Annotated in this window: 21 protein-coding genes and 1 tRNA gene; 10 read left to right on the top strand and 12 right to left on the bottom strand. The window is 53.2% G+C overall.

The window, feature by feature from the left end:
* Positions 1 to 52: 52 nt before the first annotated feature.
* The 4 genes from AC4EYZ_RS24225 to AC4EYZ_RS24210 all read right to left on the bottom strand — a co-directional run bounded on the left by AC4EYZ_RS24225 (position 53) and on the right by AC4EYZ_RS24210 (position 8,073).
* On the bottom strand, positions 53 to 2,587 hold the full coding sequence (locus tag AC4EYZ_RS24225; RefSeq protein ID WP_199105103.1) for an amidohydrolase family protein: 2,535 nt from the start codon (positions 2,585 to 2,587) through the stop codon (positions 53 to 55).
* A 182-nt stretch (positions 2,588 to 2,769) separates the two neighbouring features.
* Entirely contained in the window at positions 2,770 to 5,538 is a 2,769-nt protein-coding gene (locus AC4EYZ_RS24220; RefSeq protein ID WP_022523360.1) for a hypothetical protein, read from the bottom strand.
* 688 nt (positions 5,539 to 6,226) lie between these two features.
* Positions 6,227 to 6,317, bottom strand: a tRNA-Ser gene (locus AC4EYZ_RS24215).
* A gap of 49 nt (positions 6,318 to 6,366) precedes the next feature.
* Positions 6,367 to 8,073, bottom strand: coding sequence for a potassium/proton antiporter (locus tag AC4EYZ_RS24210; RefSeq protein WP_022523359.1), 1,707 nt, complete (start codon positions 8,071 to 8,073; stop codon positions 6,367 to 6,369).
* 152 nt (positions 8,074 to 8,225) lie between these two features.
* Between AC4EYZ_RS24210 and AC4EYZ_RS24205 the strand changes: the two genes are divergently transcribed.
* Together AC4EYZ_RS24205 and AC4EYZ_RS24200 are read left to right on the top strand one after the other, a co-directional pair.
* Positions 8,226 to 9,362 (top strand): ABC transporter substrate-binding protein, encoded by a 1,137-nt coding sequence (locus tag AC4EYZ_RS24205; protein ID WP_022523358.1) that lies wholly within the window; start codon positions 8,226 to 8,228, stop codon positions 9,360 to 9,362.
* 40 nt (positions 9,363 to 9,402) lie between these two features.
* Positions 9,403 to 9,702 carry a hypothetical protein gene (locus AC4EYZ_RS24200; protein WP_022523357.1) on the top strand — a complete coding sequence of 100 codons (300 nt, stop codon included), beginning with the start codon at positions 9,403 to 9,405 and terminating at the stop codon, positions 9,700 to 9,702.
* 34 nt (positions 9,703 to 9,736) lie between these two features.
* On the opposite strand, the gene AC4EYZ_RS24195 is transcribed toward AC4EYZ_RS24200, so the two are convergent.
* From AC4EYZ_RS24195 to AC4EYZ_RS24185, 3 genes are all read right to left on the bottom strand, one after another.
* Positions 9,737 to 10,540 (bottom strand): alpha/beta fold hydrolase, encoded by an 804-nt coding sequence (locus tag AC4EYZ_RS24195; protein ID WP_022523356.1) that lies wholly within the window; start codon positions 10,538 to 10,540, stop codon positions 9,737 to 9,739.
* A gap of 40 nt (positions 10,541 to 10,580) precedes the next feature.
* Entirely contained in the window at positions 10,581 to 11,249 is a 669-nt protein-coding gene (locus AC4EYZ_RS24190) for a 7-cyano-7-deazaguanine/7-aminomethyl-7-deazaguanine transporter (protein ID WP_009287831.1), read from the bottom strand.
* A gap of 206 nt (positions 11,250 to 11,455) precedes the next feature.
* Positions 11,456 to 13,429, bottom strand: a complete 1,974-nt coding sequence (locus AC4EYZ_RS24185) for a propionyl-CoA synthetase (protein WP_258955954.1) — start codon at positions 13,427 to 13,429, stop codon at positions 11,456 to 11,458.
* Positions 13,430 to 13,707: 278 nt separating this feature from the next.
* Between AC4EYZ_RS24185 and AC4EYZ_RS24180 the strand changes: the two genes are divergently transcribed.
* On the top strand, positions 13,708 to 14,028 hold the full coding sequence (locus tag AC4EYZ_RS24180) for an ArsR/SmtB family transcription factor (protein WP_022523354.1): 321 nt from the start codon (positions 13,708 to 13,710) through the stop codon (positions 14,026 to 14,028).
* Between the two features lie 17 nt (positions 14,029 to 14,045).
* Here AC4EYZ_RS24180 and sohB read toward each other — a convergent pair whose 3' ends face one another.
* On the bottom strand, positions 14,046 to 15,089 hold the full coding sequence (sohB, locus tag AC4EYZ_RS24175; protein ID WP_022523353.1) for a protease SohB: 1,044 nt from the start codon (positions 15,087 to 15,089) through the stop codon (positions 14,046 to 14,048).
* Between the two features lie 181 nt (positions 15,090 to 15,270).
* Here sohB and AC4EYZ_RS24170 point away from each other — a divergent pair, with 181 nt between their 5' ends.
* A complete protein-coding gene (locus AC4EYZ_RS24170) occupies positions 15,271 to 15,582 on the top strand; it encodes an SCP2 sterol-binding domain-containing protein (RefSeq protein WP_022523352.1) in 312 nt (103 codons plus the stop codon).
* Between the two features lie 25 nt (positions 15,583 to 15,607).
* Here the strand turns inward: AC4EYZ_RS24170 and nudC are convergent, their stop codons facing one another.
* From nudC to AC4EYZ_RS24150, 4 genes are read right to left on the bottom strand one after another with little or no spacing between them, the layout of a single operon-like run.
* Positions 15,608 to 16,393, bottom strand: a complete 786-nt coding sequence (gene nudC / locus AC4EYZ_RS24165; protein WP_022523351.1) for an NAD(+) diphosphatase — start codon at positions 16,391 to 16,393, stop codon at positions 15,608 to 15,610.
* On the bottom strand, positions 16,386 to 17,123 hold the full coding sequence (gene dnaQ / locus AC4EYZ_RS24160) for a DNA polymerase III subunit epsilon (protein WP_041159509.1): 738 nt from the start codon (positions 17,121 to 17,123) through the stop codon (positions 16,386 to 16,388). Before dnaQ ends, nudC begins: the two co-directional genes overlap by 8 nt.
* Complete coding sequence (gene rnhA / locus AC4EYZ_RS24155; protein ID WP_022523349.1) at positions 17,123 to 17,593, bottom strand: ribonuclease HI; 471 nt, start codon at positions 17,591 to 17,593, stop codon at positions 17,123 to 17,125. Before rnhA ends, dnaQ begins: the two co-directional genes overlap by 1 nt.
* The gene (locus AC4EYZ_RS24150; RefSeq protein ID WP_022523347.1) at positions 17,586 to 18,479 is read right to left on the bottom strand and encodes a class I SAM-dependent methyltransferase; all 894 of its coding nucleotides are present in this window, start codon (positions 18,477 to 18,479) and stop codon (positions 17,586 to 17,588) included. The genes rnhA and AC4EYZ_RS24150 overlap by 8 nt, the downstream gene beginning before the upstream one ends.
* 111 nt (positions 18,480 to 18,590) lie before the next feature.
* On the opposite strand from AC4EYZ_RS24150, the gene gloB reads away from it, so the two are divergent.
* The 6 genes from gloB (at position 18,591) to AC4EYZ_RS24120 (ending at position 26,401) form a co-directional block, all read left to right on the top strand.
* Positions 18,591 to 19,358: a hydroxyacylglutathione hydrolase gene (gene gloB / locus AC4EYZ_RS24145; RefSeq protein ID WP_009287828.1), complete on the top strand. Its 768-nt coding sequence runs from the start codon at positions 18,591 to 18,593 to the stop codon at positions 19,356 to 19,358.
* Between the two features lie 30 nt (positions 19,359 to 19,388).
* Positions 19,389 to 20,612: a transglycosylase SLT domain-containing protein gene (locus AC4EYZ_RS24140; RefSeq protein WP_022523346.1), complete on the top strand. Its 1,224-nt coding sequence runs from the start codon at positions 19,389 to 19,391 to the stop codon at positions 20,610 to 20,612.
* Positions 20,613 to 20,654: 42 nt separating this feature from the next.
* A complete protein-coding gene (locus AC4EYZ_RS24135; RefSeq protein ID WP_022523345.1) occupies positions 20,655 to 22,595 on the top strand; it encodes an extracellular solute-binding protein in 1,941 nt (646 codons plus the stop codon).
* A gap of 77 nt (positions 22,596 to 22,672) precedes the next feature.
* Positions 22,673 to 23,746: a microcin C ABC transporter permease YejB gene (locus AC4EYZ_RS24130; RefSeq protein ID WP_007114307.1), complete on the top strand. Its 1,074-nt coding sequence runs from the start codon at positions 22,673 to 22,675 to the stop codon at positions 23,744 to 23,746.
* Between the two features lie 2 nt (positions 23,747 to 23,748).
* On the top strand, positions 23,749 to 24,825 hold the full coding sequence (locus tag AC4EYZ_RS24125; protein ID WP_022523344.1) for an ABC transporter permease: 1,077 nt from the start codon (positions 23,749 to 23,751) through the stop codon (positions 24,823 to 24,825).
* Positions 24,818 to 26,401: an ABC transporter ATP-binding protein gene (locus AC4EYZ_RS24120; RefSeq protein WP_022523343.1), complete on the top strand. Its 1,584-nt coding sequence runs from the start codon at positions 24,818 to 24,820 to the stop codon at positions 26,399 to 26,401. The genes AC4EYZ_RS24125 and AC4EYZ_RS24120 overlap by 8 nt, the downstream gene beginning before the upstream one ends.
* Positions 26,402 to 26,520 lie beyond the last annotated feature (119 nt).

The following is a 26,520-nucleotide window of genomic DNA, read 5'->3' as shown; positions in this document are numbered from 1 at the left end:
AGGCCGTAAGAATTCAGATGATTAACGCTACTATACCGAGTCCTACACTTATTCAAAAACGGTATTTTTTGCTATCGTTACAAAGCTTTGTAATCATCTCCTCCGAGCGATCTGGGCCGTTACAGGTTGACGTCGCATTACGAAAATTACGCATTAGATGTGCGTACTCTATCCGCAGAGAGGTCGCGAAAATTCCTGGATCGTCCGATCCGACTGAAACTGTGACAGGCACCAGGGCATTGTTGGTTTCTTGGCCGAGCCAGTTCTGAGCGTGGTGGTCTTCATAGCATTCGTGAATACTGATCCGAACATTGCTGCTCGGTAGCGTCTCGATAGCAATGCGTCGCTCATGCAATAGCTTCAGCACACAGTGCTGTAAAGTCTTAATAATATTTAATGACAGAACATCAGTCTCACGAAATACGACGACGTCCTCTTGCATACGGCAAAGCTCATCAGACTTGGTTTTGATACCGTGTCTTCGCAAGAAAAGCTCGTAAGCAGTCTTCTTAGACTGTTTGGACACCTCATGCAGAAGCGCTTCGGCACGTAGCCTTGGTTCAACATCACGCAGACTGGCTTTCCTCGCGAGTGGATCAAGTCTACGCAATTGCCAAGCATCGACAAGATGTTCAACAGAAACACTTGGGTCTTCCCAGAGTCGCATCGATAGGCTCTGAATTTCCGCGTCGATCACAGGCAGCCAGCTAGTACAAGCGCGATTACTAAGAAGAGTAGCGCGTGCAAAGACCAAGTCATCGAGGCGATCTTCCAGAGGAAGAATGACGTGACCATCTACCGCACGCCACCATGTTTCGGCATTCAGTCCCGATGCAGTTGCGTGTCCTATCCGACAACCTGCATCAAGGTCAAGAAAGTGGACGGCTTCGCAGATTGCTCTAAGCCCCGAAACAATGTGAGCAAAATCTTCACCTGCATGGTAAGTGAAACGTTGCATGCCTGCGTCCCGCATCCGGCGAAAGGCCGGGGCAAAGACTTCAGGGCCAGCGTGGCGTTCGTTGCTTGCAGCATCAACACCTCGAATCAAGGTATCGAGCCCAGGCGTGCGCTTAATGACGGAAATCAGGGCTCGTGCTGACTGGTCTGTTTGTTGCCGAGCTATAGAATCACGGCATCTGGACCGAGCTTTGCCGCCCCTATAAAAAGCTTGACGTTCCTCAACATCAGTCATCTTGATGAAATGCGCTACCAACCCTAGCCGAAGACGTCTCGGAGATAGTGAAATATTCTTCCTCACAGCCGAAGCTTTCAATGCCTCATGATCACAACGGCCAATTTTTTTACCAAGTTCAAGTTCGCGTACTCGTTCGAGCAAATCACCAAGAGAACCATATTCCAGCGACACTGAGGCCGTACCGGCTTCACCGAGTTCTTCTTCACCCAGAAAGCGAAGATAGCCGCGCAGAACCTGTCCGAGCAGGGCAGCAGTCCGATCCGGTGTTATTTTCGGTGCGAACCTGCCCTCAAGATAATCTACACCTTTCTGCTGAACTCGTTCGATTTGCCGGAAACGCTCGGCAAAATCTTTTTCTGTATCTTCTCTTAACTCGTTAAGTGTTATGTACTGAAACTGATCGAAGCCAACTTGAGCAACCTGCTGCACGAGCAGCCGGCAAAATTGAGCACGCAGCAGCGCATAGTGCCACAACATAAGCCCTCTTTTGATACTTGGGTCGTTCGGGGAGGTAAAGTCTGCGAATATGGTACAAAGGAGCCAAGCCTCATGCACCACTTTAGGGAGCCTAGTGTGCTTTTTCGAAGGAAGCGCATTATGAATTGCCTTGCGATAGCAAGTAGTCGGGTCTGTTCCCTGGTTCTCCTCATAGTTTTTATTAAGCAGCGCGGTTTTGAGCGCAATAGCATCGTTTACGCGACGCCTTAATAATTCGCCGGTTAGAGCATCATCTTCCTGTCTGAGTAGATGTTCTACCCCGTTACCAATATTGATGCGAATCCCCGAGTCTCTCGCTTTACGCTTCAATAGAGCGCCAACCACGTGATCCGGGCGCTTGAGCGCATCGCACCAAACCTTCTCGGCCTCAGTTGTGCCGTTTAGATGCATGTGAATCTCATCAAGGCCCTGCGTTCGACACAAATAATCGAGAGCCGGTTCATCATCAACAGGAAGAGTAGAGTCGCATAGCCAAAGCGCCATGCGTTCGACAGCACTGCGCCGACTTCGTGTCTCATGATTTTTCGACTCGGAAGAAAATAACCGCGGCGTCATCCAGGCCGAGGTTATAAGCATTGGAGGGACAACGAGTACGAGATCCTGCCATTGTTTGAGCAATTCGCTACGGACGCGTAACGAACCATCATGCCCCTCACGAAGAAATGTTTCGGCCAGCATAGAAAGCAGGTTAGGCAAGAGGTTAACGAATGAGCCGCTAATACGGGTGTTGGTTGCTCGCCAACTATGCCCTTCCGAACCGTCATTACTTGAACGCTCTAGCTGCCTGTTCATTCGATGCAAGCGGTTTTCGATTGCCTCATCCGAAAGCTGGGGTCTCAAGTACCTTAGTCGTGCGAAGCGCCCAAGTTCGTAAGCCTTTCGAACTTCTTCCATCATGTCTCGTGAGCGAGGCAGGGTGACTCCTCTCAACATAACGCCAACCTTTACCCTAGGCCTAGCCTCCAGCGCACGCAGGAATTCGACGTTTGTTAGAAGGGCCTTCGCATACGCAACTAGCTCGCTCGCGTCGAAAGCTGCATCTGCCCCAGTATGGCTCAGCATTAGCTAGTCCTCGATTATTTGCGCTTTGTCTCGGCGTATCTCGGCATGACATTCAGCAGGTCATAGAATCCTTCAACCGTAATAGTTCGCTGGCTGCCACCATCCGTTTTCTGAATGTTACCTATCTTAATGGTTACCTCTGGGGCAGTCGTCCAATCATCAAAATTCGATTCGTTAACTTTTTCAAAGTCATTGGTATCGTTCCAATATTTGAGAGTTTCACGAACAACGTTACGCAAATTCTCTGTATTGGAACCACTCCTATATTCGGCCTTGGGATTAAGAAAAGCCCAGACTAGAGGACAGGACAATAAAACCGCAGCCAATGGATGAAGGCTAGCTTGCTCACTGTCGGACCTGGCCCGGGCCAGAACACGCCCAAGAGGAGCGTCCGATGTCTTTGGACTTTCCCGTTTTCGTACGGTTTCGCCAGCTGTCATAGCCACTGCAGCATTGAGGACGATGGTGACTTGACGATGGAATATTTCACCGCTGTTTGTTGGCAAGCCCGGATCTCTAAACTGATCAAGGCTGTGCAAGTCGTCAAAAAGCCTTGAAGCAAGTGTTCCTAGAAGCGCAGGAGATATTGAGGCACTCGTTCCGAGCTTGCGGGCAAATTTATGCCAGTCTTTCAGATGATCAAAAAATGTCTGAAATACGCCTATTTCATCGGTAACTTTTTTAGATTTTTCTGGTGGTTCTTCGTCATTACTGATGCTGTCTACTCCATAGAGCAGTTCTTCAACGCTGCTTTCTGCCCCTGCTTGCCCACTTCCAAAAAATGGAATGGTATGTTCAACAGCAAGCGCGACAAGGCCGCTTATTTCGAGATTTTTCGACTGAAGAATTTCACTTATCGCTGCAAACAGCGATAGAGCAGAAATCGAACGCTGGGTTTCACCGGATTCGTTGAAGCGCCGCGAATAAATCATGTTCAGAATTGGGTTGAACACACCAGCTCGATCATCCTCAAGGAATGCCTCCATAGCAAACCATGCCACGTTTTGACGCGCTAGAAGCAAAGTATGGTCGCTACTGCCTTTATTTTTGAGCAAATTGATCCATTGACGCGCAGCATTGTTCTTAGCGTTTTTATTCAACACATTAAAGTCTTTGCTATCACTTGATGCCAGACCGTAAACACGTTCAAGTACTTTGTTTTCATCCTCTGCCAATGCTACCGAGCCGAAGGCAATTGGGCGTTGCCGATCGTTCATATCTCTTCCACGACGGATTGCATTAAGCCGCGCAGCGATATCTGGCATGTGCGGAGCATCCAGACGCCATAGAAACTCAAATACCTTCAGGCGCTTCTCTGGGCTGTCAAGCTGAGGTAACTGGGTCATTGTGATTGGCAATGCAAATACCAGCAGAGCCTTAAGTACTGTGCCACTATCTTTCATGCCATTCGCAACGGCAAGAGCAATGCAATGGAGAGCGATTGCCCTTTCCTTTTCTCCAAGATTACCGAAACGGATAAGTGAAGCAGGCTCCTCCTGCCCGATAATCCATTCGAAAGCGACTCGAAGTTCATAGTCAAATGAGTTAGTGTCGAGCAGATCTGTCGGTATGTGCAAAGTGCGCAAACGGGTCTCAAATACTCGAAGGACAGCTCTGCGCCCATAGCTAACATCGCTTTCATTGGGATTGGTCGGGTGATCCAGTGCTTGAAGGTAACCTAACACAAGGCGAAGATGCTCTTTGCTCATCACTTTTAAAAAGGGGTGATCATCTCCTTGGCCTTCACGAAGATATTTTCGGACACGCTTGCCTGCCCAACTGTATAGCTCTTCAGTAGCACCACCATAGCTTGGCCGGACGTTTATACTGCCAGCTAGCACACCGAGTGGAAGCATCGGTATCCTATTTTGCGGCGGTAGAATCTTCAGGAGGTATTGTTCCTCAAGTTCCAGTACTGCATTCGACAAGCCCTTCTTATCGCTGCCCATTATTTCGAGGTCATGCTTAATGACGTCATTACCAAAGGTCGCGTAGATGTGTTTGCGCTGTAAACGACCGTAAAGTTCTAGGTCCCCAGAAAGGATCAATACTAATTGCGGTGAGGTCAAGTACTTCCGAATTGTTTCAAGAATCGTGTGACCATGCTGGAAATTTGTGTCCACATCATCAAAAGCGAGCACAAATGCTTCTTTGCCCAAGATTTCGAGCGCAAGCGCTATATAGCGATTCAACTTAAGTTCAAAATTAAAGCCCTTACGAGCCTTTTGTAGTCCGCGGCTCATGACCCATTGAGCGTCTTCCCATTCAGCCCCATAGGCCGAAGCCGGGCCAATTCCGTCCAACAAGCGAAGTCCTTCGGCAAGGGCTTCTAATGCTAAATCAAGCTCTTCGAACTTACGCTCGTCTAGCGTCATGCGTAAGTTAGCGTCTTCTATAGCCTCTTCTATTAGCTGAAGGATGAGGATAACAATATTTTCTTTTGTTTCAACCAGAGTGGGGTCAATCATACGCATAACAAGAAGTTTCCTCGAAAGAGCCTGATCTCGCTGCCTAAGCTCTTCTAGCGTATTAAGCACAAAGGTTGTCTTGCCGCTTCCACGTCCTCCTTCGACGAGAATCGCTCTGTGCGACCTTGGGTAGTAGATCGCACCTTTATCCTCTTTGACAGGATCTTCGGGAATATTGTCGAGCTGTTGCCGGACCAGATATTTCAGGCGCTCAAGCCCGTTCGATTGTAGAAAATGATCTGTATCTGCATTATCGAAAACATTCGCATTCATATTCGCCAGATCGATAACTTTCGGGCTGTCAGATTGATCCATTAGATGCGCCTTTGCTCACGTATTTAATTCATTTTTATCATGTATTAGTAAGAAATGTTGGCGCTTTGTGGTAGAAATTTTACAAAATAACCATAAACTCACATAAAAGAGGCCCCAGCTCTAACAATCATGTAAATAGGTCATTTGACCAAAAATTCTCAAAGAAGCGCATTTTAAAAATTATTGGTGGCTGCTGCTCCAAGTCATGTGCTTATTGCCTAAATTTTGGCCAAGCGACGTTTCCAGAGAACAAGCTTGACAAAAAGCCTCAGCCTGCATGCTAAATTATCTCCAATCCATTCTTCATACAAAAGCGCGGCTAAGTGGCATCGTAGTGATACCTATTTTCGTTCATAGTCTCTAGTTCATTGAATAGAGTTGCTTAAGAGCCTTCCGAACCAAGTAGATATTAAGGATGATGTCAGCCAGTTGTAAGCACTCATTACTCTTAGATTCGAGCGAAACCTCTACTCCTTAGCGAGTGGGCAAGCACAAAGAAGAAACATGGGTATAGTCTGAGTCAGGCTAGGTATAAATAAAGGAAAAAAACTATTAGAGAGGGAGGAATCGTCCAACTATGTTCAGCTCTGCCTAGGGAGAACCAAAACCAAAGTATGGGCTGGGGTATGGGCTGACTAAATTACGGACACAAAAAAGCCGCTGAAATCAGCGGCTTATTCGTAATGCTTGGCGGAGGGACAGGGATTCGAACCCTGGATAGGCTATTAACCTATGCCGGTTTTCAAGACCGGTGCATTCAACCGCTCTGCCATCCCTCCGGCTTATGGGTGCGTATACTAACAGCTTTTCCTTGGAAGTCAACGCCTTTTAGTACAAACGTAACCCGACGCGGGTAATCTTTCCGCCTTCCATATCGCTGACCACCCAATGAATGCCGTGCCAATCGACGTCGTCCCCGATAACCGGGTGGCCACCCACGCGCAGGGCGATAAATTCCGCCAGTGTCATGTCCTGCTCACCGGGGCTGAGCGTTAGGCCATAGGCTTGGGCGATATCATGCATTTGCGCGCTGCCATCCAGGGTAAAGGTACCGAAGAAGGCGCGCTCCTGCTTGAGCTTGGCATCGCCATTGAATAGTCGGTTAAGCGCGTACAAGTCCTCTGAGCGGCCGATCACACAAATCACATCACCCAGCTTCAAGCGTGTGCTGCCCTTGGGGTGCAACATGGCGTGGTCGCGGAACAGTGCAGAAATCAAAGCACCTGATGGAAAACGCAGCAGCCGAATAGGCACGTCCTCTAAATCCTGGTTCTCGACTCCGTACACAAACAGCTCAAAGTCGTTTTCCGGCAGGATGCCCAGCGGGCCGCGCCGGTTAGGCACGGTGCCTACCGGCACTTCCACCTTCAACCACTTGGCCATCAGCGTCAGTGAGCCGCCCTGAATCAGTAGCGACATCAATACCACGGCGAAGGCCACATTAAAGTAGAGCGAGGCGTTTTCTACCCCACCGATAACCGGGAAAATAGCCAGCACGATAGGCACCGCCCCTCTCAAGCCCACCCAGGCAATGAAGAAGGTTTCCCGCCAGCGGAATTTAAAGAACGGTTTGATGGTGATCAGCACCGCCAACGGGCGGGCAATAAAGATGAGCGCCAGTGCCACCAAACCCGCGGGCAGTGCCACGTCCCATAACTCACTGGGTGTAACCAGCAGGCCAAGTACCAGGAACAGGCCGATTTGGCTTAGCCACGCCAAGCCGTCGTGCACCGGCAGAATAAAGTTAAGGTGGCGCCCAGGCTGGTTACCAATCATCAAACCAGCAAGGTAGATGGCCAAAAATCCGCTACCGCCCAGCACACTGGTTAAACCGAATACGCTGAACCCCAGCGCCAGCGCCAGCATGGCATAAAGGCCTGGGGCTAAATCGAGCCAGCGAAGCAGCTTGGCACTCAGCCAACCGCCCCCTAGGCCGACAATCAAACCAATACCAAACTGGGAAAGGAAAAACAGCAGGGTTTCAACGGGGCCGCCAATATCACCAACAAGCAGCTCAACCAGCATCAGGGTCAGGAAAATTGCCATCGGGTCGTTGGTACCCGACTCGATCTCCAGCGTCGCCCCTACCCGTTCGTTGAGATTAACGCCGCGACCGCTAAGCATGGAGAAAACCGCAGCGGCATCGGTTGAACCTACGATGGCGCCAACCAGCAGGCCCTGTACTATCGTTAGGTCAAAAATCCACATCGCGATAACGCCAACAATGGCGCTGGTGATAAAGACGCCAAAGGTCGCGAGGGAAAGCGCGGGTTTAAAACCCACTCGGAAGGTTTTGAGGCGAGTACGTAAGCCACCGTCTAACAAAATCATGGCCAGCGCGAGGTGGCCGATGGCAAAGGCCATGGAGTAATCGTCAAACACTACGCCCAGTACGCCCTCTTCACCTGCTAGCATGCCTAGCCCAAGGAAGATCAGCAGCAGCGGCACACCCATCATCGACGATAAGCGGCTGGCCAAAATGCTGAGGGCCATAAGAGAACCGCCTACCAAAAAGAACGTATAAATTGTGTCCATGACTCTCCGTCTCTACATCAATACAGCGCTATTATTGCATGTAACCGTTGAATTTACTGTCTCTTCTCAGCGCCCCCTTATGCTCAAGGGGCTGGTCAGAAGCTTTCCCAGGCGGCTACACTTCGCCGTTACAACCCCTGGAGTTACTGACTATGTTGCGTTGCCTCTTACGCTGTTGGCACCCTATCCTGTTGAGTCTTATCGTCACCTTATTGTTTTCTAATTCAGTTATTTACGCAAATGAAGAGCGCGAAGAAAGCCCTTCAGAAACGGCCCCGCTGACGCTAGATACAGATGTTGAGGTGCCGGAAGCATTTTGGCGAAACATTGACAGCGAAAGCGTCGAGGAAGTGCCCACCACGGCGCAAACCCCGGCACCGCCGCTCGAACCACCGCCGGTTAAACACATCACGCTAATGCTGGATTGGTACTTGAGCCCGCAGCACGCAGCCTTGGTGATTGCTAAAGAGCGAGGGCTGTACGCTGCCCAAGGACTTGAAGTGGAGATTCAGTCACCGGCCGACCCCTCCATCGCTATCAAGCTGCTAACCGCAGGTGAAGTCGATTTGGCGCTGACCCGCCAGCCGCTGCTTCATATGCAGGCTCATAACGGCGCGCCAATCGTCCGCATCGCGACACTGATCGAAACCTCGCTGACGGCGGTCATTGTGGCGGGCGAGGAGCAGGCGGAAACCGAAAATACCTTGGCAGGGTTACACTATGGTTATACCACCGGAGAAGGTCGCGACCTGAGCATCCCGCGTTTACTCCCCCGCTCGGTACAGCAAACCGATGATTTCACCTCGCCCATCAACCTGCACTTCGACCCCATTCGAGCAATGCGGGAGGGTCAGATTGACGCGGTCGCCGATGGCTTTTACCACTACCTTCCTCAGCAGTTGGCGACTGAAGGCATTAACACCCACGTCATTCGCTTCGATGAGTTAGATATCCCCCGTAATGACGGCCTGGTGGTATTGGCCAATAGCGATACGCTTGCGCGCCGCGCTGATACCTGGTCTCGGTTTGTGCTTGCCGTTGAGCAAGCGAGCCACTGGATTATCGACAACCCTGACGCCGCCTGGGAGCTGCTGATTAGCGCGCACCCTGTGCTCGATAATGACATTAACGCCAACGCCTGGGAGGACATCCTGCGCCGCATGGCGCTGAGCCCCGCGGCGTTAGATAGCCGCCGTTACGCTGACTTTGAAACCTTTCTACACAAAATGGGCCTTACTGACGAGACGCTGCCCGTATCGCGTTTAGCAGTAGATCCACACACTTTATAACCAAGTATTAATAGCTCTCCATCCACTACCATGGCGGCCCATGAGCGAAACAGCTTTAATTTTTGCAAAAGGTAAGGGGCGTTGTTTTGCCAATCAGGTGGGCAAGTGCCGTGGCGCGTGCAATGGTCAGGAGTCGATAGCAGCGCATACCCAGGGGGCGCAGGAAGCGCTCACCCAGCTTCAGGTCAATGTTTGGCCGTGGCCGGGCAGCATTGCTATTGAGGGGCAGTCAGCGGGCGCTACAGCAGCGCCCGCAAGCTTTGATGTGGATAGCTACCGAATTTTGAATCGTTCCCTGCATTACCCAGAGCAGCACGGCTTAACGGTCACGCCACTCTGATAAAACAGCGCTTCTTAAGTATTTGAACACGCATCTACTGCGCGTCTAGAAACGCCGTCACTGCCTGCTGGAAGGCTTCCGGCTGGTCGGCGTGTAGCCAGTGGCCGGCATTTTTGAGCGTTACCACACGAGCGCGGGGTAACACTTCACGCAGCGCGGGGATCATATCGTCAGCCACATAGTGAGAATCGCCGCCGCGTAGCACCAACGCCGGGCCTTCAAAAGGCTGCTCGCCATCGGGCACGCCGATAATGTCGCTATAACCGCGCTTGATCTGATCTAAGCCCACCCGTATCGCCATCACGTTATCGTCATTGCGCACCAGATTAGTGGCCAAGAACAGCCGTGTGGGTCGCGACTCAACATGCTCGCCCAGCAGATCATCGGCTTCACGACGACTTTTGGGTTGACCTTCCCGCACATTATCGAGCGCGGCAAACACATCATCGTGGCCATGCTCATAAGCCACCGGGGCAATATCCGCCACAATCAACGACGCCACCCGCTCAGGCGCCAAGCGCGCCAAACTGATCGCCACTTTGCCACCCATGGAGTGGCCCAGCACATGAGCGCGCTCGATCGAGAGCTTGTCCAATAGCGCTATCACGTCATCCGCCATGGTGGCGTAACGCATTCCCTCTGCATGGGGTGAGCGGCCATGGTTACGCAGATCCAGCGCAATCACCCGGCGGCTGCCCTGCCACACTTTTAAGTGCGAACGCCAATTATCGGCACTCCCCAGCAAACCATGAATCACCACCAGCGGAGGTGTATCTGCGGCGGCTTCGTCGGCGGGCATATCGATAAAGTGGAGATCAACGGTGGCAACGTCAGTCATGCTAGCTCCTCAGCCTTGCGGACTCTGTGTGTTTACGCGATTACGCCGTACGGGGCTCGGCATCCACCTGGCCTGTCCAAACCACCAAGCGGCGCGTTAGCCAGGCAAGCAGCAAGCCATACAGCGGAAGGAAAAACAGCAGGCTGATAGCGAGCTTAATGGCATAGTCAACGGCGGCGATTTCTATCCAATTGGCGGCCATAAAGGGGTCTGGGCTGTTATAGAACGCCGCCGAGAAGAATGCAAAGGTGTCAGCCAGGTTACCCAACACCGTTGAGCAAACGGGTGCTACCCACCATGCCCACTGGCGCAAGCGGTCAAACACTTGTACATCCAGCAACTGGCCAATCACATAGGCCAGGAAGCTGGCGAGGGCGATACGGGCGACAAACAGGTTCCACTCCGAAAGTGCCTCAATCCCGGCAAAGCTGCCGCGGGGAAATACCACGGATACCACATAGGAGACCAGCAGTGCGGGAAGCATAACGCGCAGAATAATCGATCGCGCCGGCCCTTTGCCAAACAGACGTACCGTTAGGTCGGTGGCTAGAAAAATAAACGGGAAGCTAAACGCGCCCCAGGTGGTATGAAAGCCAAACAGCGTAAACGGCAACTGAACGAGATAGTTACTGGCGGCAATAATGCCGATATGGAAAGCCACCATCACCATTAGGCAACGGCGGTGTTGAGTCTCACTCAATGCAAACATGCGGGTAGACCTTTTTTTAATAGATAAGAGGGGTTAGGGAACCCTCGGGGTAGTATGCGCATCGCCAAATCAACGTTGATAAAACTGGCGCTGTTCTGGGGAGCGCATTATACGGCTTATACATGATATTAAAAGCCAAGGGATGGAAGCCGCCACCCCTTGGCAATCTGCATGCCCTCGCACTTGGCTAATAAAAAGTAGCCGCATCAATCCAGCGGTGTGGCTTTATCAGCGGCACCTACCGAGCGTTCACGCATGGCGGCGTGAACATCGGTCAGGCTGGTGGGGTCATCAATGGTGGAGGGAATACCAAACTCTTTGCCATCGGCAATCGTGCGCAGTAGCTTGCGCAGAATTTTACCCGAACGGGTTTTGGGTAAGCGGTCGACCACTAACACCTGCTTGAAGCAGGCAATTGGGCCAATATGCTCGCGAACCCGCGCAATGAGCTCGGCCTCCAGTGTCGCTTCATCGCCATTAAAACCATCTTTAGGAATCACCAAGCCAATCGGCAATTGCCCTTTAAGATCGTCATGAATCCCAATCACCGCGCACTCGGCCACCGCGGGATGGGCGCCAACCACCTCTTCCATTTCACCGGTCGAGAGTCTGTGCCCTGCCACGTTAATAACGTCATCGGTACGGCCCATAATGAACAGATAACCCTGCTCATCAAAATAACCGCCATCGCCGGTCAAATAATAACCGGGGAACGCCGCCATATAAGCGCTATGAAAACGCTTCTCGTCGCGCCAAACGCCGGTCAAACAACCTGGCGGCATGGGCTGTTTGATCACTACACTGCCCTGCTCCATGGGTTTGGCCTGTTCACCATCACGGTTGAGCACCTGCACATTGAAGCCAGGAACGGGGAACGTTGCGGATCCCGCTTTGGTGGGCACGGCCTCTATGCCGGGCAAGTTGGCGGCGATGGGCCAGCCGGTTTCAGTTTGCCACCAGTGATCAATCACCGGCACGTCCAAAAGGTCATCCAGCCAGTGAAACGTGGGTGGATCGAGGCGTTCTCCGGCCACATAGAGGTGCTTTAGGCTGCTGATATCGTAGTTCAGTAACAGTTTAGCATCAGGATCCTCTTTCTTAATCGCACGGAAGGCCGTGGGCGCAGTGAAGAAACTCTTCACCCGGTACTCCTCGATCAAGCGCCAGAAGCTGCCCGCATCGGGGGTTTTTACCGGCTTCCCTTCGTATACCACCGTGGTGCAACCAAGTAGCAAGGGGGCGTAAACAATGTAGGAATGCCCAACGACCCAGCCCACATCCGAGGCGGTAAAGAACACTTCACCGGGCTCCATGGCGTAGATCGCCTGCATCGAATAGGCCAGCGCTACCGCGTAGCCACCCGTATCGCGCATAACACCTTTGGGTTTTCCGGTGGTGCCTGAGGTATACAGGATATACAGCGGGTCGGTTCCCTTCACCGGCACGCATTCAGCAAACGGCGCCTTCGCAACCAACTCTTCCCAGTCGTAATCGCCCTCCTCCAGTTCAGCCCGGTGCGCTTCACGCTGATAAACGACGCAGGCATCCGGCTTATGGGCGCTTAATTCAACGGCTTGGTCTACCATTGGCTTATAGGGCAACACCTTGCCCAGCTCGATACCGCAGGAAGCGGCAACCACCACTTTAGGCTCGGCGTCTTCAATCCGCGCCGCCAGCTCATGGGGGGCGAAGCCACCAAATACCACCGAGTGAATAGCGCCAAGCCGCGCGCAGGCGTACATGGCCACCAGCGCTTCGGGGATCATTGGCATATAAATCACCACACGATCCCCCTTAGTGACGCCTAGTTGCGTTAGCGCCCCCGCAAAATACGCCACTTTATCGCGCATTTCTCGGTAGCTAAGGGTGAGTTTGGCTTGTGCGGCAGGTGAATCCCAGAAAATCGCCGCCTGATCACCGCGCCCATTTTCGACATGATAATCCAGTGCAGCGTAGCTAAGATTCATTTCACCGTCGCTGAACCAACGAGCATGCTCTTTCCCAGGGCTCTGCTTATCGTAGCTGAGAATGGTTTTAGGCGGCGTATACCAGGGAATACGTTTGGCCTGCTCGGCCCAGAACGATTCAGGGTGTTCGATGGAGCGTTGGAAGGTGTGTTGGTAGCGGCTCATGGTGTCCCTATCTTTTTTGTAGTAGCGATCAAAAAGGATTGTTGACACTTTATAAAGGAAACCGATATTTCGCCCTCATACTATGGGCTAAATAGCGACCAAAGCGGTAGACAGGCACCAGCATTGTCGACAAGGTGTCGAATGACTACCATTGATTAACCGTTAAACAGAAGTTTGGACAAAACTCGCTAAATTACTGATCATTAAAGAACATGGTCCTCGCGACGCGACGATGCCTCGACAACGTACAGCAATGCCTTTAAAACGACGCCTTTAAAACAATGCTTATAAAACGCTGATGTAACAGTGTAGGCAAGGAGATCATTATGTCTGCTTCTACAAGCGCCGCTACACGCCTGCTTGAACATAACTGTCGCGCTATTGAGGCGGGAACCAACCTGCTAAAAGCGTTGGCCAATGAAAAACGGCTGCAAATCCTCTGCCTTCTTGCCGAGAAAGAGCTGTCAGTGACGCAAATTAATCAACAGCTTGCGTTAAGTCAGTCGGCACTTTCGCAACATCTGGCTATTTTGCGGCGTGATGAGCTCGTCGATACCCGACGGGAGTCACAAACCATCTATTATTCGTTAAGCAGCGAAAGCGCCAAGGCCGTGATTGACACCTTGGCACACCATTACGCTGCATAACGCTTCAGGGTTTAATCTCAGCGCCGCTGCCACCCAGCGGCGTCGATTAGACCAAGCGCTTTCAGCGCTGCTTTTTCAACACCTTCTGAAATGGCCAACCCCAGTTTACGACTGACGGTTTTAGGGGCTTCTAGCTTCACTGTGAATACTTGCGCCTCGGTCATACGTTCTACCAGATAGGCTTCGCTAGTCCCTACGCTGTCGACAAGCTGTAAAGATAGCGCCTCGCTACCGTACCAAATCTCGCCTGTGGCGAGGGTGTCAATATCCATGCTGGGACGCCGTTCTGCCACGTAGCCTTTAAACAAGCGGTGCGTATTCTCTAAATCCTCCAAGAACTTCGCTTTACCCTCTTCGGTATTTTCACCCAGCACGGTTAAGGTACGTTTGTATTTACCGGCGGTAAGCAGTTCGACGTCAACATCATGGCGCTTAAGCAGGCGATGAATATTGGGAACTTGTGCCACCACGCCGATGGAACCAATCACTGCGAAAGGCGCGGCCTTGATGTGCTGTGCAGTACAGGCCATCAGGTAACCACCGCTTGCCGCCACCTTGTCGATACAGACGGTTGTGTTTAACCCCGCCGTACGCAGCCGGTCTAACTGCGCCGCTGCCAACCCATAGGCATGCACCAGGCCACCCGCGGACTCAAGACGCACCACTACCTCGTCTTCCTTAGCGGCGACACCGATGATGGCCGATACCTCTTGAGCAAAATGCTCGGTTTGCGAGGCTTTCAGATCGCCATGGAAGTCGAGCACCCAAACCCTTGGCGCTGAGGCGCCGTCTTGCTCCGTTTTGTGCTCCTTGTGACGCTTTTTATCTTCACTGCGAAATAGTTTCAGCAGTTTTTTGCGCGCACCAGGGAGCGTGGCAGCCAGCCGCAAACGCCGGACACGGCGGCGTCGTTGATCGTTAAGTGGCTCGATCGTGAGTTTCAGCTCGCTCTCTTTGTCCTGCTTGGTTCGTGCAATCAGCAGCAGGCCAAAGCCTATCAGCGCCATCACGATGGTGGTTTGCACAACAAAGGTGCCTATCTCTGCTACCCATTCACTCATTGACGTTCTCCATTAGAGGATTAATTCCTTTATAGCTCGTACGTTGTATATGCGTATGCTGATAGTGACTAGCGCGCTTGATTGGAACGCCCGTATGAAATAACCTCGCTTGCCTTTACGATTGTTTCTTTTGGCTCTGGTCGCTAGCCTTAGCCTGATCTACTTAACCGAGAGATATGTTATGTCAAACAACACCCTTGAGAAGTTAAAAGCGCGTTTTAATCCGGAAGCGGCAAAGGGCATGGATGAAGTTTTCCAGTTTCACTTTACCGATGCGGGCAGCTACTACTTAAATATCCAGGATGGCACGCTGGACGTACAAGAAGGTGAGCACGACGATCCTTCTGTCAGCTTAAGCCTAACCACTGACACGCTAAAAGGCATTATGAGCGGTGAGATCAATGGTATGACGGCCTTTATGACCGGTAAGCTAAAAGCGACTGGTAATGTCATGCTGGCCACTAAGCTGACTAGCTTATTCCCTAGCGAGTAATCGTCATATCGGCACGCGGCGCCGCTTACTCTTCGCGCCAGCGTGCCAAATGGGTTTCGATTAGTTCGCGGGATATCGAGTAAGGCGGCGGCAGAGAGGGCAACTGACGAGGTGAAAACCACGCCGCATCGCTAATTTCCACCCCATCGATGCGAATGCGCCGGGTGGTGGCTTCGGCGAAGTAACCAAACATCAACGAGTGCGGGAATGGCCACGCCTGACTTTGGTGATAACGCAGTTGATCGATATGCACGCCCACTTCCTCAAACACTTCACGATGCACCGCCTCTTCCGCTGACTCCCCAGGCTCGATAAAACCCGCCAAGGTGGAGTAGCGCCCGGGTGGAAAGCGCGGACTGCGGGCAAGCAGCATCGCCTCCCCGCTGGTCACCAGCGTGATAATACACGGTGAGATACGCGGATAGTTGCGGTGCCCACAGGCGTGGCAGTGCATAGCAAATTCCGCAGTTAGCTTGGTGGCCGGTGCACCACAGCGACCGCAGAAACGGTGATTCTCTAACCAAGCACCTACCTGCAGCGCCGTGGAAAGCAGGCTAAACCAAACGGTTGAAAGCTCGCTCATCCATTGACGACCATCAATCCAATCGTTTCCAGCTTGGGATTCCACAAGCAGCGCCACCGGCTCATCATCCCAGTAACACAGCGGCTGCATCTGCTCTGTCCAGGGTTGATAGGGCTGCAGCGGGGTCAACTCTTCACTACCGTTTAACGGTGCGGGCGCCAATAGGCTACGCGACAGCCGAATAACCCGACCAGCTTGTTCGTGATGGGGGATTTCTCGCCTAAGCATCGCTGGCCGCACCCTCAAACCAGTTCAATTGATGCGCCTCGCACTTGGCCTGATGGGCCGCTCGCTCTTCATCGGTTGGCCGCACCACGCGCAACTGGCCCGGCGTTAAAGAAAGCCGCTGAATCGACATCCCCTCATTGGAGGTATCCGCCTGTTCCTGTTCCGCTGCGGAGGCCGCGTCTAAGGTCAGCGCGGTCTGCCCACCGGTCATCGCCAGGTAGACTTCGGCGAGGATTTCAGAGTCTAACAGTGCGCCGTGCAGTACCCGGTGGCCATTGTCGATATCGTAGCGTTTGCACAATGCATCAAGACTGTTGCGCTGACCGGGGTGCATCTTCCGCGCCATGGTCAGCGTATCTAATACGCCGCAATGATCGCTTACCGGCCCCAACACAGGGGATTTACGCTGCCGATTCAACATGCCCAGCTCGTGGTCAATAAAGCCCACATCGAAGGGGGCGTTATGAATCACCAGCTCCGCGCCTTCGATAAATGCCCAAAACTCATCGGCAATTGCCGCGAATACCGGCTCGTTAGCGACTCTGGCATCATCAATCCCGTGAACGGCGACTACTTCAGCATCGATATGCCGCTCAGGATTGATGTATTGGTGATAAGTGCGACCAGTGAAGCGTCGATTGACCATCTCAATAGCACCAATTTCGACTAGGCGATGGCCATCTTTGGGGTCAATACCCGTGGTTTCAGTATCCAAGATCACCTGACGCATCATGCTCTCCTCTTTTGGTGCTCATCAATCGCTTCATTGGCCAGCGCATCGGCGCGCTCGTTGCCAGGGTGGCCGCTATGCCCTTTTACCCAGTGCCACTCGACTTGGTGGCGCTGGGTCTCTTCGTGCAGGGTCTTCCACAGTTCGGCATTTTTGACCGGCTGCTTGGCAGCGGTTTTCCAGCCGCGCTTGATCCAGTTATGAATCCACTGGGTAATCCCCTGGCGTACATATTGGGAGTCAGTCCAAAGCGCCACTTCACAAGGGGTATTGAGGGTGCGTAGCGCCATAATCGCAGCCATTAACTCCATGCGATTATTAGTGGTATCTGCTTCATAGCCTTTCAAGGTTTTCTCATGCTCGCCACTCGCCAGTACAACACCCCATCCGCCGGGCCCTGGGTTACCCCTACAAGCCCCATCGGTATACACCGTTACCCGAGGTAGATCTCCCGCCGCCTCTTTAGTCAATCTCCTGATCCCCCGGTCTATGTAGAACAGATTTATGTAAAACAGGCTTCTGTGGATCAACTTTATTTGAATCAGCTGTGTGCCTATCCGTTTGCCGTGTTTTGGCTTGCGATGTTCTAGCGGGAGGCGTTTGATAGTGGGCGGATGAGCCTGAGCGGGTAACACCCAACGACGCCGGGGACACTGGCGCCTTCAAACCAAATTTCAAACGCTGCACTGGCGCTTGGCGCTGCTGTCGGCGTGCTTGAATCATATAACTTTCGCCCAGCGGCAGGTTATGCCGCCGCCCTAACGACTCCCAATACTCACCGCACTTGGCGTTCATCCGCCCCCTGAAACAGCAATAGTCTACCCGCTCCACCTCAAAGTCGACAAACGCCAACCAGTCCCGCAGGCGGCTAGCCGAGCGCCAGGTACCGCTCAAGGGAAACGTCTGTTGGCGCTTTCGCAACTGCCGGGTAAGACCACTCACACCGACAGGGTTAAAACCAAACAGCACCATAATGCCGTTGTCAGCAGTGACACGCGCAGCCTCCTGAAGCGTAAAGTGGGCATCGGTTAAGTGCTCAAGCCAGTGGTGGATGACCATCACATCTAAACAGCGATCCGGCAGCGCAAGCTGATCCGGTGGGCATACCAAGGTGCTATCGTTTTCGGCTAACTGACGCGTAGGCAACCAGCGTATGGGGTGCGCAATGGCCGACATGGTCATCAGTGCCGGCCCCATGCTCATTTCCAAGCTGTGGCCGCCCACACGCGATTCCACCACGGGCCCTAAGCAGGCACGCTGTGTTTCCCACAGCGAACGCCCCGCCTCTGTTTGCCAATAAGGCTGGCTACTTTGTAAGCGCTTAGCCAGTGTCGTGGCCATCGTCGAATTTGACATGAACAGCGCTTCCCTCCACAGTAACGGCTTTTTAACGCCTTTTACGCACCGATTTAGCGCTAATAAGCGCAATGTTTGATGTGTTTTTTCGTAACTTAAAGGATCTCGCCGATGATGAGCGTGACACCGATCCCCGCCCTTAGCGACAACTATATTTGGCTATTAAGACAAGATACCAGTCAAAGCGTTTGTGTGGTGGATCCCGGTGAAGCTGCCCCGGTGATCGAGTTTCTTGAGCGTGAGTCGCTCACCCTAAGCTGCATTCTGATTACTCACCATCATCATGATCATACCGGTGGTTTAGCAGAATTAATTAAACGCTACTCTCCGCACGTTATCGGCCCCGACAATCCCAAGATTGAAGGCATCGATGAAACCGTGGGTGATGGCGACGAAGTCCGCATTATGGGTCGCTTGTTTGACGTCATGGCGACCCCCGGCCATACGCTGGATCATATCAGCTACTTCACAGCGGGTATCCCTGCACTACTGTTCTGCGGTGATACCCTTTTTTGCGCGGGTTGCGGTCGTTTATTCGAGGGTACCCCGGAGCAAATGTACACCGCGCTGAAAAAATTTGCGGAACTCCCTGAAGATACACTGGTCTTTGCAGCCCATGAGTACACTCAGGCAAACCTAACGTTTGCCCGTGCTGCGGATCCTGAAAACGAAGACGTCAAACACGCCTTGCAGGAGTGTGAAAAGGCGCGGGCATTGGATCGCCCCACCTTACCCAGCACGATAGGACGCGAGCTGAAAATTAATCCCTACCTCCGTGTGGGCACTGATAGCGTGCGCCAAGCGGCAGGCACCCAGGGTGTTAATAATGATGATCTCGCTACGTTCACCACTCTACGCGAGTGGAAGAACCGTTTTTAAGAACGCTATCGAAACCAAACGAATGCAACTATGACCTATCGAACGATTCGCCAGCGCTTGATGCTGAGCGCTGGCAGTACCGTAATAATGGGCCTAATGTTAGCCGCTGCGGCAAGCTCACAAGCCTCTGCGACAGCCTATGAAGGATCTACGGCATCAACCAGTAAATCAGTAGACGCTACAAAACCACGCCCCACGCCGTTCCGAATCCATTTTTGGGAGGCGCTGGAGCTGGAACCTCAGGACGCTTGGACAACGCTGCGTAAAAGCTTTCAGTGGCAAGAGAAGTCACTGCCAGACGAGGCCCAAGCACGGGTAGACGAATGGATTGAGCACTACCGTTCCAGCCCCGAAAACATTGCTACTATCACCGAACGCGCCTCTCCCTGGCTTGCCTGGATTACCCAGCAAGTTAGCGAGCGTGGCCTGCCTGGTGAAGTCGCGTTAATCCCCTTCGTCGAGAGCTCCTTTGACCCAGGCGCGCGAAGTCATCGCGGCGCTGCTGGGCTATGGCAGTTTATGCCCGGCACTGGTGATGCATTGGGTTTGGTACGCAACGGAAACTACGATGGCCGGTTAGACGTTTTAACCTCCACCGAAGCGGCGCTGGACTACTTGGAAATGCAGGCCGATCAGTGGTATGAAGGCGATCTGATGCTTTCATTAGCGGCTTATAACGCCGGCGCAGGCACCGTTAACCGCGCTCGACGCCAGGCCCAAAGCCAAGGCCTAAACGGTGATTACTGGGATCTCTCGCTGCCCTATGAAACCATGCAGTATGTGCCCAAACTGAAAGCCATCGTGACCATCATTAACGACCCTGAGCAGTACGGTGTCAGCTTGCCGGAAATACATGTTGATCCGGCCTTCGCTAAAGTTAAGTTGGCCCAAGCAGTGACGCTTTCAGAAGCCTCTCAACTGCTGGGTGTCAGCCAAACCGCGTTAGCCGAATTAAACCCTGGCTTGCTCAATGGCAGCATTGACCCCCGTAGTGCTCAGACACTGCTGGTACCTGAAGAAGTGGATACCCAGATGCTAGCGCAGCTTTCTCAAGGCGGCAGTCAAACACAAGACAGCAACCAAGCGCTTGCGCAAAACAGCCGTGGCAATACCCACCGCGTTGAAAGAGGCGACAGTCTCTCTGCGATTGCGGCCCGGTATAATATTGACCAGCAAGACCTTATACGCTGGAATGCGATTGACCGCCCCAGCACTCTGCAACCAGGCCAACTGCTGACACTTTCAGGGCGTTAAACCGGGTTAACTAGTTGGCTTTGTTCACATGGGATGTCTCAAATGCCGCGTGGTTTGTTTTTTGCGAAAACGCTTCTACTCATCAGTGGCCTGCTGTCCAACGTTTCAATACTGGCTTCAGACGCCGAAACAATAGCGTCAGAGTCGACGTCTATCACCGCCACCAACACTAATGTGGTGGGTGATTTGAACACCGACGCAAACAACGTGGTTCCTATTGAAACAGTTCATGGGTTATCGCTTTACGATAGCCCCGAGCTGCCAGCCGACTTCCCCTACTTCCCTCACGTAAACCCACAGGCCCCCAAAGGCGGCACCATTACCCATACCGCCGTGGGGAGCAGCTTTGACTCGACCAATCCGTTTATTATTCGCGGCACGCCAGTTACCGGCATTTCACAAATTTATGACACCCTTATGGTCAGCAACCCCAATGAGCCCTTTAGCCTCTACGGCTTGCTGGCCGAAGGCGTGCGCCTTGACCCTGACAGGGAGTGGATTGAGTTCGACCTGCGCCCTGAAGCGCGTTTTCAAGATGGGGAACCTGTCACGGCCTACGATGTGGTGTTCTCGCTTAACCTGCTCCGCGAAGAGGGAAATCCGTTTTACGCCAGTTACTACGCGGGAGTGGAAGAAGCCATCGCCCTCAATGAGCATCAGGTACGGTTCACCTTCAACGACACTCAATCCCGAGAGCTGCCGTTAATAGTCGCCCAGTTACCCATACTCCCCCGCCACTACTGGGAGCCCCGCGAATTCACCTCCCCCACCCTTGCGGCACACCCAGGCTCCGGGCCCTATCGCATTAGCGAAGTAGACCCAGGTAGGCGAATTGTTTATCAGCGCGATGAAGATTATTGGGGTAAAGATTTGCCGGTCAACGTTGGCCGATACAATATTGATCGCATCATTTACGACTACTACCGTGATCGGGATATTGCCTGGGAAGCTTTTAAAGCGGGACTGACGGACTTCCGTACCGATGCACGCGCCGCCACCTGGGCGATTGGCTATAATTTTCCAGCCTATGAAGAGGGCTTGGTTAAGCGGCTAACGGTACCGGACGTTAACCCTTCGATGATGCAGGCGTTTGTTTTCAACCTGCGTAAAGAGAAGTTCCAAGACCCCAGGGTGCGGGAAGCGTTGAGCCTGACCTTCGACTTCCCGTGGCTCAACACCAATATTTTTTACGGTACCTATCAGCGCACCGAGAGCTTTTTCCAAAATTCAGAGATGGAAGCCACCGGCTTACCCTCTGAGGAGGAACTGGCGCTGTTGGAGCCCTTTCGGGAGGAGTTGATTGCCTCTCATGGTTCTGACCGTTTGTTCACTCAGCCCCTGCCTATCGATCAGCCCATCGAGCTGCGTGAGCGGCTTCGTAAAGCGCTCGATCTCCTCCGCGAGGCAGGTTATAGCGTTGAAGACGGCATACTGGTTAACCAACAAACCGGGCGGCCTTTAAGCCTGGAAGTGCTGCTCTACGACTCAGGGCTTGAACGGGTGGTGCAGCCAATGCTCCGCAACATGGCCCGTTTAGGGGTACAGACGTCGCTGCGTATCGTTGATATTAATCAGTATTTAAACCGACAGCGTAATTATGACTATGACATAGTGATCAGTCATTTCCCTCAGTCGAACAACCCGGGCAATGAACAGCGCGACTTCTGGACCAGCGCCGCCGCCGAAGCACCGCAAAGCCGTAACCGGATGGCGCTGGCACATCCGGCGGTCGATGCACTGGTGGAGGAGATCATTAGTGCTGAGGGCCGTGAAGAGTTGGATACCGCCACGCGCGCGTTGGATCGGGTGCTGCGCTGGGGGTTCTATGTGATTCCCCACTACCACTCTGGGGAGACCCGCATCGCCATTTGGGATAAGTTTGGTTACCCCGAACCCTTCCCCAAATACGCCATGGATCTGGATGCGTGGTGGGTAGACACTGACCGTGAAGCAGAACTGCAGCGCCGCCAGCGCGGCCGTTAACTTTGGCCCGATTACAACTTCTTAAGTGCAACGGCTTGTCCTCAACGGTTTCATCGTCATAAACCTCGGAGTGCTCTGTGGCCCGTTATACCCTACGCCGACTGCTGCTAATGATTCCGACCCTTTTCGGGATCATGCTACTCAATTTTATTATTGTTCAGGCGGCGCCGGGTGGGCCAATTGATCAGATGCTGGCGCGTTTTGAAGGCGCCGACGCCATGGCCAGCACTCGCTTGGATATGGGGGGCGCCGATGTCCAGGTCAGCGATGACTCCCGAGGTGCCCGGGGCATTGATCCGCGCTTTATCGAGCAGCTGGAGCAGCAGTTTGGTTTTGACAAACCCGCCCACGAACGCTTTATCGGCATGATGGCGGATTACCTCACCCTCGATTTTGGCACCAGTTTCTTCCGTGACCGCCCGGTCACAGAGCTGATGATTGAGCGGCTGCCGGTTTCCATATCACTGGGGCTCTGGACGACACTGCTGGTCTATTTAATCTCTATCCCGTTAGGCATTAAAAAGGCGCTACGCCACGGCTCCCGGTTTGACGTCTGGTCGTCGGGGTTAGTGATTGTCGGCTATGCCATTCCGGGCTTCCTGTTTGCCATCCTGCTCATTGTCCTGTTTGCCGGGGGCACCTACTGGGACTTATTCCCTTTACGCGGTTTGACCTCACCCGACTTCGACCAGCTTTCAGCCTGGGGCAAGGTCAAAGACTACTTCTGGCATATCACACTGCCGGTTATCGCCGCCTCGATTGGCAGCTTTGCCACGCTGACGATGCTAACCAAAAACAGCTTTCTCGATGAGATTCACAAGCAGTATGTCATTACCGCCCGCGCCAAGGGGGCCGACGAGCGGCGCGTGCTTTACGGCCATGTGTTTCGCAATGCCATGCTGATTATTATCGCGGGTCTACCCGCCGCCATGATCGGTATTTTCTTCACCGGGGCGCTGCTTATCGAAGTGATCTTCTCCCTGGATGGGCTGGGCCTGCTCGGTTTCGAAGCGGTCATGCAGCGGGATTACCCGGTGATTTTCGGCACCCTATTCCTGTATACCGTGATCGGCTTAATCCTCAAGCTGATTTCCGATTTGACCTACGTGTGGGTAGACCCGCGTATCGATTTTTCGACTCGGGAGTCGTGATAATGGCCTCTTTATCATCACGTTTATCGCCTATCACTCGCCGTCGACTGTCCGCTTTTAAAGCCAATCGCCGTGCCCGGGTGTCACTTTGGTTATTTGCCACGCTGTTTATTCTTAGCCTGTTTGCCGAGCTAATTGCCAACGACAAACCGATCATCATGCAGTACGACGGCCAGTGGTACTTTCCCATGCTGGTGGACTACCCAGAAACCGAGTTTGACGGCTTTCTACCGACCCGAACGGACTATCTGGATCCCTTTGTTCAGCAACAAATTGATGATCATGGCTGGGCGCTATGGCCCATTATTCCGTTTTCATATCAGACCCTGGACATGAATATGACCCGCCCTTCTCCGGCCCCGCCGGATAGCCGCCACTGGCTAGGCACCGATGACCAGGGCCGGGATGTGACCGCACGGGTGATTTATGGCTTTCGACTCTCGGTAGCCTTTGCGCTGGTACTCACCGCAGGATCGCTAGTCGTCGGTGTCGTAGTCGGCGGAGTACAGGGCTACTTTGGCGGCAAAATTGATTTGATCGGTCAGCGAGTCACTGAAATTTGGTCCGGCTTACCGGTGCTCTTCCTGCTGATTATTTTAGCCAGCTTTGTTCAGCCGGGATTTTGGTGGCTGCTGGGGATTATGCTGCTCTTTTCGTGGCTGGGCCTGGTCGATATCGTGCGTGCCGAGTTCCTGCGTGCACGCAATTTGGAGTATGTGCGCGCGGCCAAAGCCATGGGCTTGCCGTCACGTTTGATCATGTGGCGTCACGTGCTACCCAATGCCATGGTCGCCACGCTGACGTTTATTCCGTTTCTGTTTACCGGCGCCATTGGCACCTTGACCGCTCTGGATTTTCTCGGCTTCGGCCTGCCGCCGGGTGCTCCCTCGCTGGGTGAGCTTGCTGCCCAAGGAAAAAATAATCTACACGCCCCTTGGCTGGGCATCACGGCGTTTATGACACTGGCCATCATGCTGTCACTGCTGGTATTTATCGGCGAGGGCTTGCGCGACGCCTTTGATCCCCGCCACGTACAACAGCGCCAAGCAGGCCCAGCCCAGGAGTCCCAGCATGCCTAATCCCCTGCTGCGCATTGAACACCTTGATGTCACTTTTGATAACACCCCAGTAGTGCATGCACTCTCGCTAACCCTCCATGCGGGTGAAACCCTGGCCATTGTCGGTGAGTCCGGCTCGGGTAAATCGGTATCGGCGCTGGGCATGGTGAATTTGCTGCCCAGTAATGCCAGCGTTCAAGGCGAACGCTGGCTAGGTGATACCAATCTGGCCACTTTAACGGAAACTGAGTGGAACACGGTGCGTGGCAATCGCGTCGGTTTTATCTTCCAGGAGCCGATGACCTCGCTCAACCCCCTGCATCGGGTGGGCAAGCAGATTGGTGAGGCCTTGCGACTGCATCAAGGACTGCGGGGCCAGGCGGCCCGGGAACGCTGCAAAGAACTGTTGGAACAAGTGAAACTACCGCGCCCGGACGAATTGTTGGATGCCTGGCCCCACCAGCTCTCGGGTGGGCAGCGCCAGCGGGTGATGATTGCCATGGCGATTGCCAACAATCCCTCACTGCTGATTGCCGATGAGCCCACCACCGCGCTGGACGTCACGGTACAGCAGGAGATTCTCGCCCTGCTGCGTGAACTACGCGATCATCATGGCATGGGCATGCTGTTTATCAGCCACGACTTAAACCTGGTGCGCCGCCATGCCGATCGCATTTGCGTGATGTACCAGGGACGTATTCAAGAAATCGGCCCGGTGGAGCAGGTCTTTCAGCACCCTCAAAGCGATTACACTAAAGCGCTACTGGCCGCTGAGCCGGAAGGTAGGCCCCAAGCTATAGAGCATACAGCGCCGCTACTGACCGCTCGTCAATTAAGCGTGAGCTTTAAGCGCCCTAAGACCGGCTTATTTAAGCGCCAGCCCCCTGCTTTTGTGGCGGTGCATCCAATAGATTTCCAAATCGCGCCAGGGGAAACCCTGGGCATTGTCGGTGAATCCGGCTCAGGTAAAACCACGCTGGCGTCAGCGGTCATGCGGCTGGTCACTAGCCAAGGCGATGTTACCCTTGGCAAGGATAAACTAAGCGCCCTAACCGGCGATGCGTTACGCCGCCACCGCCATCGCCTGCAAATGGTGTTTCAAGACCCCTATGGCGCGCTTTCACCGCGTATGCCAGTGTTTGATATCGTCAGCGAGGGGCTGCGCTTTCACTACCCCCATCTCACCACTGAAGAAGTCACCCAGCGGGTTAATCAAACGCTGCACGAGGTAGGTTTGCCCGAGAGCTGTGCCGCGCGCTACCCCCACGAGTTCTCCGGCGGTCAGCGCCAGCGCATTGCCGTGGCAAGAGCGATTATCTTAGAACCGGAACTATTGGTGCTGGATGAGCCAACCTCGGCGTTAGACCGTACCGTGCAGAAGCAGCTAGTCGCCCTGTTGCGCGATTTGCAGGCACGCCGTCAGCTAAGTTATTTATTCATAAGCCATGACTTAGCCGTTGTGCGTGCCATGGCACACCGTATTATGGTGCTCAAGGATGGCGAAGTGGTCGAACAAGGCCCCTGCCTAGAGGTGCTTTCAGCGCCACAGCACGCTTATACTCAAGCGTTGATTGCCGCTGCGCATCTGACTCACTAGTTCTGACTTACTAACTTTATCGAGTCACGATACTTGCTATTGTTGGTGGCAGAACTAAGATAACGGTATAAATATCCAGATAAAATAAAGCCGCTTACCCTTTTGGGAAGCGGCTAATA

It is taken from the genome of Vreelandella sp. 162(4c), assembly GCF_058152265.1.
This window is presented reverse-complemented; position numbering and strand designations above follow the sequence as displayed.

Coding starts and splice junctions, on each gene's coding strand:
- AC4EYZ_RS24150 (WP_022523347.1), bottom strand. CDS start 18,479: ATGTCAAATTCGACGATGGCCACGACACTGGCTAAGCGCTTACAAAGT.
- AC4EYZ_RS24195 (WP_022523356.1), bottom strand. CDS start 10,540: ATGACTGACGTTGCCACCGTTGATCTCCACTTTATCGATATGCCCGCC.
- gloB (WP_009287828.1), top strand. CDS start 18,591: ATGATGAGCGTGACACCGATCCCCGCCCTTAGCGACAACTATATTTGG.
- sohB (WP_022523353.1), bottom strand. CDS start 15,089: ATGAGTGAATGGGTAGCAGAGATAGGCACCTTTGTTGTGCAAACCACC.
- AC4EYZ_RS24190 (WP_009287831.1), bottom strand. CDS start 11,249: ATGTTTGCATTGAGTGAGACTCAACACCGCCGTTGCCTAATGGTGATG.
- AC4EYZ_RS24210 (WP_022523359.1), bottom strand. CDS start 8,073: ATGGACACAATTTATACGTTCTTTTTGGTAGGCGGTTCTCTTATGGCC.
- AC4EYZ_RS24140 (WP_022523346.1), top strand. CDS start 19,389: ATGACCTATCGAACGATTCGCCAGCGCTTGATGCTGAGCGCTGGCAGT.
- AC4EYZ_RS24200 (WP_022523357.1), top strand. CDS start 9,403: ATGAGCGAAACAGCTTTAATTTTTGCAAAAGGTAAGGGGCGTTGTTTT.
- AC4EYZ_RS24135 (WP_022523345.1), top strand. CDS start 20,655: ATGCCGCGTGGTTTGTTTTTTGCGAAAACGCTTCTACTCATCAGTGGC.
- AC4EYZ_RS24205 (WP_022523358.1), top strand. CDS start 8,226: ATGTTGCGTTGCCTCTTACGCTGTTGGCACCCTATCCTGTTGAGTCTT.
- AC4EYZ_RS24170 (WP_022523352.1), top strand. CDS start 15,271: ATGTCAAACAACACCCTTGAGAAGTTAAAAGCGCGTTTTAATCCGGAA.
- AC4EYZ_RS24120 (WP_022523343.1), top strand. CDS start 24,818: ATGCCTAATCCCCTGCTGCGCATTGAACACCTTGATGTCACTTTTGAT.
- dnaQ (WP_041159509.1), bottom strand. CDS start 17,123: ATGCGTCAGGTGATCTTGGATACTGAAACCACGGGTATTGACCCCAAA.
- AC4EYZ_RS24225 (WP_199105103.1), bottom strand. CDS start 2,587: ATGGAAGAAGTTCGAAAGGCTTACGAACTTGGGCGCTTCGCACGACTA.
- AC4EYZ_RS24220 (WP_022523360.1), bottom strand. CDS start 5,538: ATGGATCAATCTGACAGCCCGAAAGTTATCGATCTGGCGAATATGAAT.
- AC4EYZ_RS24180 (WP_022523354.1), top strand. CDS start 13,708: ATGTCTGCTTCTACAAGCGCCGCTACACGCCTGCTTGAACATAACTGT.
- AC4EYZ_RS24125 (WP_022523344.1), top strand. CDS start 23,749: ATGGCCTCTTTATCATCACGTTTATCGCCTATCACTCGCCGTCGACTG.
- nudC (WP_022523351.1), bottom strand. CDS start 16,393: ATGCTTAGGCGAGAAATCCCCCATCACGAACAAGCTGGTCGGGTTATT.